The 10,859-nt window shown below is 72.8% G+C and carries 8 protein-coding genes; 5 read left to right on the top strand and 3 right to left on the bottom strand.

The features are described from left to right. Window positions 1–114 precede the first annotated feature (114 nt). Entirely contained in the window at window positions 115–540 is a 426-nt protein-coding gene (locus tag WJM95_RS17310) for a hypothetical protein (RefSeq protein ID WP_339130624.1), read from the bottom strand. Between the two features lie 218 nt (window positions 541–758). On the opposite strand from WJM95_RS17310, the gene WJM95_RS17305 reads away from it, so the two are divergent. The 3 genes from WJM95_RS17305 to WJM95_RS17295 all read left to right on the top strand — a co-directional run bounded on the left by WJM95_RS17305 (window position 759) and on the right by WJM95_RS17295 (window position 6,175). Next, window positions 759–1,769 carry a glycosyl hydrolase gene (locus WJM95_RS17305; protein WP_339130623.1) on the top strand — a complete coding sequence of 337 codons (1,011 nt, stop codon included), beginning with the start codon at window positions 759–761 and terminating at the stop codon, window positions 1,767–1,769. 109 nt (window positions 1,770–1,878) lie between these two features. Beyond that, window positions 1,879–4,080, top strand: coding sequence for a PQQ-binding-like beta-propeller repeat protein (locus WJM95_RS17300; protein ID WP_339130622.1), 2,202 nt, complete (start codon window positions 1,879–1,881; stop codon window positions 4,078–4,080). Window positions 4,081–4,228: 148 nt separating this feature from the next. Beyond that, complete coding sequence (locus tag WJM95_RS17295) at window positions 4,229–6,175, top strand: NAD-binding protein (protein ID WP_339130621.1); 1,947 nt, start codon at window positions 4,229–4,231, stop codon at window positions 6,173–6,175. Between the two features lie 161 nt (window positions 6,176–6,336). Here the strand turns inward: WJM95_RS17295 and WJM95_RS17290 are convergent, their stop codons facing one another. Next, window positions 6,337–8,166 (bottom strand): prolyl oligopeptidase family serine peptidase, encoded by a 1,830-nt coding sequence (locus tag WJM95_RS17290; protein WP_339130620.1) that lies wholly within the window; start codon window positions 8,164–8,166, stop codon window positions 6,337–6,339. A gap of 177 nt (window positions 8,167–8,343) precedes the next feature. Between WJM95_RS17290 and WJM95_RS17285 the strand changes: the two genes are divergently transcribed. Continuing rightward, window positions 8,344–8,718: a nuclear transport factor 2 family protein gene (locus tag WJM95_RS17285; protein WP_339130619.1), complete on the top strand. Its 375-nt coding sequence runs from the start codon at window positions 8,344–8,346 to the stop codon at window positions 8,716–8,718. A gap of 49 nt (window positions 8,719–8,767) precedes the next feature. After that, window positions 8,768–9,616, top strand: a complete 849-nt coding sequence (locus WJM95_RS17280) for an SURF1 family protein (RefSeq protein WP_339130618.1) — start codon at window positions 8,768–8,770, stop codon at window positions 9,614–9,616. A gap of 165 nt (window positions 9,617–9,781) precedes the next feature. Here the strand turns inward: WJM95_RS17280 and WJM95_RS17275 are convergent, their stop codons facing one another. After that, on the bottom strand, window positions 9,782–10,828 hold the full coding sequence (locus WJM95_RS17275; RefSeq protein WP_339130617.1) for a hypothetical protein: 1,047 nt from the start codon (window positions 10,826–10,828) through the stop codon (window positions 9,782–9,784). Between the last annotated feature and the right edge of the window lie 31 nt (window positions 10,829–10,859).

Raw genomic sequence — 10,859 nt, 5'->3', positions numbered from 1 at the left:
ACCGGCAGAAAGAAACGCAGGGGAGGCGCGGCCAGGCGGCGCGGTCGCGCGAGGGACTGCCGAGGGCGCTGATGGCGGGAGCGGGACATGGACTTCCTGGTCGGTCGCGTCTGGCTACTGCGCGGTGGCAGTCAAGGGGCTCGACGCCGCCGTACCGGCTGTCGTCGTCGCGGGGGCGTCGGTCGTGGAGCCTGCCGCCGTGCCGGCCCCCGTTGTCGCGGTGGCCGACGGGAGGCCGCCGGTGACGGACGCGGTGGCGTCGGAGGTGGCCGCCGTGGCGGGGGTGTTGCCCGCGGCGCCGGGAGCCGCGGGCAGCGGCGCGTTCAGGTACTGGCTGGGCGGTGTGGTGTCGGCGGAGGCGGGGACGGTGAGCGCGGGTGCCTGCGACTGCGTTCCGACCAGGCCGGAGACCATCGCCACCACGCACCCGGCGCAGAGGATGCCCACCAGCCAGCCGAGTCCTCGCAGGCGGCGACCGCGCTGACCGGTCTGGTCCACAAAGACGGGAGCGGGCTCGACCTCCGTGGAGGTACTGGTCATCGACAGCCTCGAGCCTTCGTTCATCGTGTTACGTCCGCCGCTTCGGCACGCCGAGGGCAGCGAGTAATACGGAAAAGTGATGTATGCGCGAGGAAAGGGAGATCATTCAACCAACCCCCGTCATGCGGCTAGATTAGTATGCAGATTCCGTGAATGTCACGCAGGTCTCGTAGAGTCCCGGCGACGTCGCTTGCTTTCTGCCCGATGGGACCTGACGCATGGCCATAGCCAGCCGCCGCAGCCGCCTGACGGTCGCCGCGATCCTCATGATCGCCGTCTCGCTCCTGGCGGACGCCTGCGGCGGCACGGGAAGCGGGAGCGGCGCGAAGACGGGTGCGACCACCGCCCCGGCCGCGCACTTCCAGGTCACGTCCCTGCTCAAGCCGTCCGGCCGCGCGCTGGGTGTCGTCGACGACAAGACGCCCTGGCAGTACGGCATCGTCACCACCTTCGCCAAAGAGGCCGGGCGGACCCCTGACATCCGCGAGTACTACAGCTCCTGGGGCGACGACTTCGACACCGAGGGCAACGCCTTCCTGTGGCAGCACGGTCAGCTGCCGATGATGGCGCTGGTGCCCTCCGACACCTCGCTCGCCGACATCGGCAAGGGCCAGGACGACGCGTACATCCGCCAGTTGGCGAGCCAGATCGCCGCCTACGACGGCCCGTTGGCCCTCTCCTTCGCCGGCGAGATGAACGGTCCGTGGAACTCCTGGGGTCCCGGGCACGCCAAGCCCGCCGACTTCGTCGCGGCCTGGAAGCACGTGCACGACGTCTTCGCCGCGCAGGGCGTCACCAACGTGATCTGGGTGTGGACCCCGCACGTGGTCGACTCGGGAACCACCGCGAAGTTGCGCCCCTACTACCCGGGCAGCGCCTACGTCGACTGGGTCGGCCTCATCGGCTACTACGGGCCCATCGACGGCGTCGCCTTCTCCAGCCTGTTCGCCCCCACCCTGCGCGAGGTCGCGGCCTTCTCCGGCAAGCCGGTGCTGATCGCCGAGACCGGGGTGGCGCAGAGCGAAGGCAAGGAGGCGCACATCCGTGACCTGTTCCAGGGCGCCGCGAAAGCCGGCGTCATCGGGCTCGTCTGGTACGACCAGCGCAAGGACTGGCCGGGCGGAAAACAGCTGATGGACTGGCGTATCAGCACGTCGGTGGGCTCGCTGGCCGCTTTCCAGGTGGAGTCGACCCGGAGCAAGTTCGGCCATTCGTTCAAGAACGGCTGACTCCTCACAATTACGTGAATTCGGGATGAATCCCGCAAGAAACATCATTTATCACGGCGCATCACTGCGGCTGGCGCAAGCGGATGCCCGACCAGGGGGGAACACGGAGATGACGACGGAATCGTCACCGGGCCAGGGGGCTCCGCAGGAGGACCAGGGCTGGGCCTTCCGGCCGCGCACGTCGGCTCCCGGTCCGCAGCCGTACCGGGAGGAACGGCGGGCGTACCGGCAGGAGCAGCGCGCGTACGGCGACGACCGGCGGACCTACCGCGACGACCAGTCGGCGTACCAGGAGGAGCGGCAGACGTACCGCGACGAGCAGCCGGCTTTCCAGGACGAGCAGCAGACGTACCGCGACGTGCAGCCGACCTACGAGGACGAGCGGCAGAGCTACCGCGACGAGCAGCAGAGCTACCGCGACGACCAGCGGGCGTACCAGGATCAGCGGCAGGCGTACCGCCACGGCCAGCCGACGTATCCGGACCAGCGGCAGGCGTACCGCGACGACCAGCAGCCGTACCAGGACCAGCGGCAGAGCCACCGGCACGGCCAGCAGCCGTACCAGGAGGAACAGCCGACGTATCGCCGCGAGGAGCAGCGGGCGTACCAGGGCGAGCAGCGGACGGCGCCGGCCGGTCAGCGGGACGACGGGTGGCCCGCCCCTCCGTACGGCGCGTCCCCCGGCACCCGCTGGGACACCACCATGCCGATGCGGGCCCCCGAACCCCGCACCGGCGCCCACGACGCCCTGGACGAACAGGATCGCCGGACACCCCGGCGCGCCCGGCGCGGTGACGGCTCGGCCGACCGCTCCGGACAGCCCTCGGCGACGGCCGGCGTTCCCGCCCCCGCGGCCCCGCGCCGCCCCGAGCCGGCCGCCGCGCAGCCTCAGCCCCGTACCGGCTCGGGCGGTGAACCGGCCGCGAAGCCCAGGTGGGTGGGCAGGATGGCGCTCGCCCTCGTCGTCCTCGTCGCCGCCGGCGGGGCCTCCGCCGTCCTGTTCGAGGAGGAGGACGCCGCCGCCGTCGCCTCCAAGCAGCTGACGCAGGAATGGCAGATTCCGGCGCCCGCCGCCGACGACGCGCTGATCGGCAGCTGGCTCACCGACAAACTGCTCGTCCGGGCCAGCAGCCGGGGCGGTCTGCGGGCCTACGACCTGACCGACGGCAAGCAGGTGTGGAGCGCCAAGTTCCCCGCGCCCGCCAAGTCCTCCGCATCCGCGGGGTCGTCCGGCACAGCCACGTCTTCCGGTACCACCACGTCCTCCGGTACCACCACCACATCCGCCGGCACCGCCAGTCCCTCCGGCACTGCCGCCGAAGCCGGCACCGCCACGCCCTCCGGCACCGCCTCGTCTTCGGACACCTCCGCCGAGGCCGGCACCGTCCCCTGCGCGATGTCGCCGACGCTCGGTGCCCACGGCATCGGCACGGTCGCCTTCGGCAAGGACGGCAGCACCTGCACCCGGCTGGCCGGTGTCGACGCGTCCACCGGCAAGATCCTCTGGTCCATGCCGCTGACCAGCACCAAGCACCCGGCGGCGGCGACCGCCTCGACCTACGTGCAGGGCAACGTCGCCACCATCGTCAGCGAGAACTTCCTCGGCGGTGTCGACCTCCGAACCGGCAGCCGCGTATGGGGCTACAAGGCCCGCGGCCACTACTGCAACGCCTACGACTGGGGCACCGCAGGCACCGTGCTGGTGGACGACTTCTGCCTCGACCAGAAGACCCGGTTCACCCTCACCGCGTACGACGGGAAGACCGGGAAGGTGATCTGGCGGAAGCCCGAGAGCGCGCACTCGGACGTGACGCACATCCTGTCCGGCTCCCCGCTGATCGCCTCCGTCCACACCGCCCGCCAGGACGCCGTACGCGTCTTCGACACCCACGGGACCGGCCGCAAACTGGCCGTGGGCAACGACGAGCTCACGTCCGGCAACACCACGGGCGCCGACCACTCCGCCCGGCTCTACGGCAAGGTCCTGGTCACCCCGGCCTCGGCCGCCGGCAGCACGCTGATCGACGCCTTCGACACCACCACCGGCGCCAAGCTCTGGACCGCCCGCTCCGCCGCGCTCGCCGTTCCCGCGTCCGGCGCGCACGACAAGGTGTACGCCGTCACGCTGTCCGGCTCCCCGCAGCTCATCGGCATCGACCCGCGCACCGGTCGCACCACCCCGATCGCCGGACTGCCGGTGGGGACCGGGAAGTGGAGCTTCACCTCGGGCACGGTGTACGTCACCCCGGACGGCGGTGTGCTGGTCCTCAACGCCCTCGGCTCGAACGGCGGTGTGCGGCTCTACCGGTAGGGCCACCCGCCGACAGGGCCGAGGCCCTCCGCCCATCTCCCCGTGTCCGAAGGGACTTCCCCCTGGGAACCACCGTCCCCGTGCGGCAGTCTTCTCCTTCGTGGGGAATCTTCCGTCTCAGAGTCCGCCGGGTGACACCGTCGAGCACATGGTGGTGGCCGGGGACGACGCCCTGGCCCACCGGCTGGCCGCCGAGCTGCGGGGGGTGTACGGCGAACGGGTGACCCTGGTCGTGCCGCCCGCGCAGGGCGGTGTGCGGCCGCCGGTGGTCGGACGGCCGCGGGCCACCGCCCTGTTCGACCGGGTCTCCGCGGCGGTGAACCGGGCCTCCGGGAACGGGAACGGGGGCGGCAACGGAGGCGGAGGAGCCGATGAGCCGCCCGCTTCGGAGCGACTCGTGGAGACCGCCGAACTCGGCGAGGCGGCGCTCGCCTACGCGGGCGTCGAACGGGCCACCGCGCTCGCCCTCGTGTACGACGACGACGAGACCAACATCCGGGCCGCGCTCACCGCCCGCCGGCTCAACCCGCGGATCCGGCTGGTTCTGCGGCTCTACAACCGGCGTCTCGGGCAGCACATCGAGGCCCTCCTCGACCAGGCCTCGGCGCTGGCCGCCGCGCACTCCGCCGGGGGCGCACCCGGGACGGCCGGCTCACCGGACGGCGGGAACTCCGAGGCCTACGACGCCTCCACCACCGTCCTGTCCGACGCCGACACGGCCGCCCCCGCCCTCGCCGCCACCGCCGTGGCCGGGACGAGCAAGGTCGTCCAGACCGACGGGCTGATGCTCCGGGCGGTGGAACGTCCGCCTCCCGGTCCCGGCCAGGTCGCCGATCCGGGTCTGTGCACGCTGGCGTTGCTGTCCGCCACGACCAACGACCCGGCTGGCGCGGACGGTTCGGAGAGCAGCGGCGCACAGGGCCCCCAACTCCTGCCCGACGAAAGGGCGGTGGCCGCCGCCACCGGACGCGGAACCGTCGTCCTGGAGAACGTGGCGTACTCGGGGCCCGAACTGAGCTCGGGGCGGGGCGTCATGCCGTGGTTCGGCTCGCTGATGTCCCGACGGCTGCGCCTGTCGTTCGCGGGGCTCGTCGCGTGCGTGGTCGGACTCGCCGTGGCGTCGATGCTGGTCACCGGGGAGCGCCCGCTCCAGGCGACCTATCTGACGCTCCTCGACCTCTTCGCCATCAACAATCCGGCCATCGGGGAGCCGCTGGGGCGCCAGATCCTCCAACTCTGTTCGGGAATGGTCGGGTTGCTGCTCCTGCCGGTGCTGCTCGCCGCCGTCCTGGAAGCGCTCGGCACCTTCCGCAGCGGCACCGCACTGCGCAAGCCGCCCCGCGGACTGTCCGGACACGTGGTGCTGCTCGGGGTCGGCAAGATCGGCACGAGGGTGCTGGCCCGGCTGCGTGAGCTGCGCATCCCGGTGGTGTGCGTGGAGGCCGACCCCGAGGCCCGCGGGCTCGCGCTGGCGCGAAGTCTGCGGGTGCCCGTGGTGCTGGGCGACGTCACCCAGGAAGGGGTGCTGGAGGCCGCCAAGATCCACCGGGCGCACGCGTTGCTGGCGTTGACCAGCGCGGACACGATGAACCTGGAGGCCGTGCTCTCCGCCCGCACCCTGCGCCCCGATCTGCGGGTCGTCCTGCGGCTGTACGACGACGACTTCGCGACCGCCGTGTACCGCACCCTCCGGGCCGCGCATCCCGGCGCGCTCACCCGGAGCCGCAGCGTGTCCCACCTGGCCGCGCCCGCGTTCGCGGGGGCGATGCTGGGGCGGCAGATCCTCGGGGCGATTCCCGTCGAGCGGCGGGTGCTGCTGTTCGCGGCGATCGACGTGGCCGGGCATCCGCAGCTGGAGGGGCGCACGGTGGGAGAGGCGTTCCGGGCGGGGGCCTGGCGGGTGCTCGCGCTGGACACCGCGACCCCCGAGGAACGCCGGGCGGCATCGGCGTCCTCCCCGGGCGGTCCCCGGCTGGTGTGGGACCTGCCCTCCACCCATGTCCTGCGGCCCCAGGACCGCGTGGTGCTCGCCGCCACCCGCCGGGGCCTGGCCGAACTGCTCGGCCGACGGCCCCGGCAGCGGGCGGGGGCCTAGGGCCGGTCCGGCAGGTCCCGCCTCCCGGCGACGCCCACCGCTGCCTCTGACGCGCTGCCCCGCCCGGACCCGCGGACAGCCGGCGGGTGCACAGCCGGCGGGCGGGCCGGCGCGGTCCCGGGCGTCTCCTGAGCCCGGGCCCTCCCCGCGTCACCTCGGGGTCAGCGGCCCAGGTGCCGCTCCGCGAAGTCGAGCTCCAGGCGGACCTGCTTGATGCGTTCGTCGACGACCAGGGAGCCGTGGCCCGCGTCGTAGCGGTAGACCTCGTGGACGGCGTCGCGGGCGGCGAGACGGGTGACGTAGTTGTCGATCTGGCGGATGGGGCAGCGGGGGTCGTTGACACCGGCCGAGATGTACACGGGGACCTTGACGGCGTCGACGTAGGTCAGCGGGGAGGACGCCTCGAAGCGCTCGGGGACCTCCTCGGGGGTGCCGCCGAGGAGCGTGCGGTCCATGGCCTTCAGCGCCTCCATCTCGTCGTGGTACGCCGTCACGTAGTCGGCGACCGGGACGGCGGCGATGCCGAGGGCCCAGGCGTCCGGCTGGGTGCCGACACCGAGGAGCGTGAGGTAGCCGCCCCAGGAACCGCCGGTGAGGATCAGCCGGTCGGGATCAGCCAGTCCGGACGCGACCGCCCATGCGCGGACCGCCGCGATGTCCTCCAGCTCGATCAGACCGACGCGGTGCTTGAGCGCGTCGGTCCACGCGCGGCCGTAGCCGGTGGAGCCGCGGTAGTTGACCCGGACCACCGCGTAGCCGTGGTCGACCCAGGCCGCCGGGCCCGCCGCGAACGAGTCGCTGTCGTGCCAGGTCGGGCCGCCGTGGATCTCGAAGACGGTGGGCAGCGGGCCGGTGGTGCCGGCCGGCTTCTGGACCAGGGCGTGAACACGGCCGCCCGGCCCCTCGACCCACACGTCCTCCACGGGAACGGATCCCGGGGACTTCTCCCCGGGCGGGTCCAGGACGATCTCGCCGGTCGTCGAGCGCACCGCCGAGGGCTCGGCCGCCGACGACCACAGATACTCCACCGTGCCGTCCGGGCGGGCCGTCGCTCCGGAGACCGTGCCCGGCGGGGTCGGGACCTCGGTCAGCTCGCCGGTGGCGAGGTCGTAGCGCCACAGGTCGCTGCGCGCCTCGAAGCTGTGGGCGATGAGCAGGCCCGAGCCGTCCGGATACCACTCGGCGGCCACGTCACCGGGGAGGTCGAGGCCGAGGTCGGTCTGCGCGCCGGTCGCCACGTCCCACACCAGGGGTTCCCAGCGGCCGCGCCGCTGGTGCCCGATGAGCAGTCGGCTGTCCCCGTCCACGGGGGCGAAGCCCAGCACCTCCAGGCCCAGCTCGACCGTGCCGCCCTCGGTGTCGTCCAGTTCGGCGACCGCCGAACCGTCCGGGCGCAGCACCCTGAGCGCCGAGTGCATCGCGTCGCCGTGCTCGGTGTGCTCGACGGCGATCAGCGAGCCGTCGTGCGAGAGGTCGCCGACGCCGGCCGACTCGCGGTGGCGGTAGATCTCGACCGGGGTCTCGCCGGCGCGGGCCACGTGGATCGTCGATCCGTCGTCGTCCGTCGAGCGGCCGACCACGGCCGTACGCCCGTCGCGGCCGATGGCCAGGCCCGCCGGGTACGAGGGGTCGAGGCCGGGAACCGCCGGCTCGTCGACATCGCCCACGACCAGGGGCGCCTCGAACGGGCGGCGCCGCCAGACGCCGAACTCGTCGCCGTCCTTGTCGTCGAACCACCAGATCCACGCGCCGTCGGGCGAGAGCACCCCGTCCGTCGTGCCGTTCGCCCGGTGGGTGACCTGGCGCTGCTCGCCCGTCTCTCGGTCCCACGCGTACAGCTCGTACGTCCCCGTCGCGTTCGAGACGAACAGGGAACGGTGCGGGGCGTCCTCCGCCCAGTCCGGCAGCGACACCCTCGGTGCCCGGAAGCGCTTCTCCCAGTCGGGCATGTCCTGCTGCTGCGGCTCGGTGGACCTGGTGCTCTCAGTCATGGCCCCATAGTGCCTGGCCCGGCCCTCCTCGCGCCGACGAGGTCCCCAGCCTGTGGAAAACTTCGCGGACCCCGCGCCCACCTGACGCCCCGGACCCCGAGCCCACCCGACGTCCCGGACTCCGGGCCCTCCACCGGACCGGGGCCGTTGTCAGTGGCGGGGTGCAGACTTTTTCGCATGACCGATCTGCGCAAGGCCGTCGAGAGTTACTGGGCCGCCGCGGACGCCCGGGACTGGGAGGCGTTCGCCGACCTGCTCGCCGAGGACGTCGTCTACACCCTGCCGCAGACGCGCGAGCGCATCAGCGGCAGGGAGCGGTACGTCGAGTTCAACCGCGAGTACCCGGGCGACTGGCACGTCCGGACCGAGCGCGTCCTGGCCGAGCCGGGACAGGCCGTCACCTGGACCCTCTTCACGGTGGGCCTGGAGGAGATGCACGCGATCACGTTCTTCACGGCCGACGAGCGGGGCCTCATAGCCACCGTGACCGACTTCTGGCCCGACCCGTACGAGCCTCCGGCGGGCCGGGAGCATCTGGCCGAGCGGTACTGAGCGGGCCCCACGGCCGAGTCCGGCTCGGCCGCCCCGTACCGTGGACGGCGTGTACCGGTTCCTGCTGACGCCCCGCTGGTGGGGGATCAACGTCTTCGTGCTGTTGGCCATCCCCTTCTGCATCTTCATGGGCTCGTGGCAGTTGGGGCGGTTCGAGGACCGGGTGCGCGACCACCGCACGGCGGAGGCGACGGCCTCGACGGCCAGGACCGAACCCGCCCGGCCGCTGGCCACGATGCTCCCCGTGACCACGGAGACGTCGGGCAAGCAGACCATCGCCAAGGGGCGGTACGGCAAGCAGCTCCTCGTGCCCGGCCGGGAACTGGACGGCAGGAGCGGGTACTACGTACTGACGCTGCTGCGGGTCGACGGCGGCAAGGCGCTGCCCGTCGTCCGGGGCTGGCTGCCCGGCACGGCCGATCCGGCGAAGGCCCCGGCCGCGCCCACCGGCGAGGTCACGGTCACGGGCGCGCTCCAGGCGTCCGAGAGCCCCGGGTCGAACGGTGTCAGCACCGCGGGAGGACTTCCGGCGGGGCAGACGGCCGCGATCAGCGCCGCGTCGCTGGTGAACCTCGTGCCGTACACCCCGTACGACGCGTGGATCACGCTCGACAAGGCCGACTCCGGGATGAAGGCGGTGCCCCCGGCCGCGCCGGACAACACCGGCCTCGACCTCAAGGCGTTCCAGAACCTGGGTTACACCGGCGAGTGGTTCGTCTTCGCCGGCTTCGTCGTCTTCATGTGGTTCCGTCTGCTGCGCCGCGAGGTGGAGTTCGCCCGTGACGCCGAACTGGGACTGCTCCCGGAAACGCAGGGAGCCGAGGGCTCCGCGGAAGCCGGGGAGAAGGCGTCCGAGGAATCGGGCACCACGCCCGCGACGCCGTCCGCCACGGCCTGACGCACACGATCTGACCCGCACGGCTTGGCGCGGACGTTCCGACCTGCACGGTCCGACACCGACGGCGTGACGACCACGGCCTGACACGACCACGGCCTGACACGGCGAAACGGACCCCGGGCCCGGGAACAAGCCCGGGGCCCGGAGTCCGGAAGCCGGAGTCCGTCAGGACGAGGCCAGGATCCCCGTGTGGTAGACCGTGCCCGCGCAGGCGTCGGCCACCGTCACCGACGCGCCGGCGCCACCCGTCGAGGCCGTGCTGGAGACCACGACGCTGCCGTCCAGCGTGCCCTCCCCGAGGAAGAGCTGGGGTGCGGGGTTGGCGACCGCGGAGCCGGTGGTCGTGCCGCCGGTGTCGGTGGTGCCCTGTGTCGGGGTCGGGTCCGGCGTGGGCTCCGCGGCCGTCGGACACGTCGACGAGGGAACCCAGGCGAACTTCACGACGTACGAGGCGCCCGGCTGGAGCACCATGGACGTGACCTCGGTGGAGGGGTCCGGCAGGCCGGTGGCCGCGTCGCCCCCCACATGCGTCGCCACCCCGACCTTGGCGGGGTCCGCCGCGCCCTGGGCGAGCGCGGTGACCGTGCCGGCGCCGGTGACCGTGCAGGCCGTGGCGGAGACGTTCGAGACGGTGAACGAGCCGTAGACCGCGCCGGTGGAATCCGGTGCGGCGGCCGTGCCGGACGCCCCGCCGAGCTGGTCCGCCGTGCACGTGAGGGCGGCGGAGGCGGAGGCCGAGGGATCGGCACCGCCGGTGACGGCCCCGTTCGCGCCCTTGTCCGTGCCGCCCGGAGCCTGCGTCCTGCTGTCGGAGCCGTGGTCCTTGGAGGTGCCGCCCGAGCCGCCCGCGTCCTTGCCGGAGCCGCCGTCCGAGTTCTTGCCCTGGTTCGCGCCGCCCTGGGCCTGTGAGCTGTTGGCCGCGATGGACGGGTCGGGGTTCGACCCCGAGGAGTTGGAGACGTGCACGAACGCGGGGATCGCCGTGCCCATGAAGAGCGCCGCCGCCGCCATGCCGACCACGGCCTGCCGCTTGCGGGCGCGCCGGGCCGGTACCGCGCGGCGCAGATGGTCCAGGGTGCCGTCGGCGGGTTCGATCTCCTGAACGGCCTGGTGCAGCAGCCGGCGCAGGGCCAGCTCGTCTCCGCCGAGCCCTTCGGGTCCCAGTCCGTCCATGTCCGGTGTTCCGGGCTGTTCGTCGGGGCCGTGGTTCACATTTCCGTTCCCAGCGTGCGATTGCTTGTGC

This window comes from Streptomyces sp. f51, from assembly GCF_037940415.1.
GTDB lineage: Bacteria > Actinomycetota > Actinomycetes > Streptomycetales > Streptomycetaceae > Streptomyces.
The sequence above is the reverse complement of the archived record's forward strand: the minus strand, read 5'-3'. Positions and strand labels throughout refer to the sequence as shown.

What these genes read in the sequence shown, in the direction of transcription:
- WJM95_RS17310 (WP_339130624.1), bottom strand. Translation starts at nt 540, where the DNA reads ATGACCAGTACCTCCACGGAGGTCGAGCCCGCTCCCGTCTTTGTGGAC.
- WJM95_RS17305 (WP_339130623.1), top strand. Translation starts at nt 759, where the DNA reads ATGGCCATAGCCAGCCGCCGCAGCCGCCTGACGGTCGCCGCGATCCTC.
- WJM95_RS17300 (WP_339130622.1), top strand. Translation starts at nt 1,879, where the DNA reads ATGACGACGGAATCGTCACCGGGCCAGGGGGCTCCGCAGGAGGACCAG.
- WJM95_RS17295 (WP_339130621.1), top strand. Translation starts at nt 4,229, where the DNA reads ATGGTGGTGGCCGGGGACGACGCCCTGGCCCACCGGCTGGCCGCCGAG.
- WJM95_RS17290 (WP_339130620.1), bottom strand. Translation starts at nt 8,166, where the DNA reads ATGACTGAGAGCACCAGGTCCACCGAGCCGCAGCAGCAGGACATGCCC.
- WJM95_RS17285 (WP_339130619.1), top strand. Translation starts at nt 8,344, where the DNA reads ATGACCGATCTGCGCAAGGCCGTCGAGAGTTACTGGGCCGCCGCGGAC.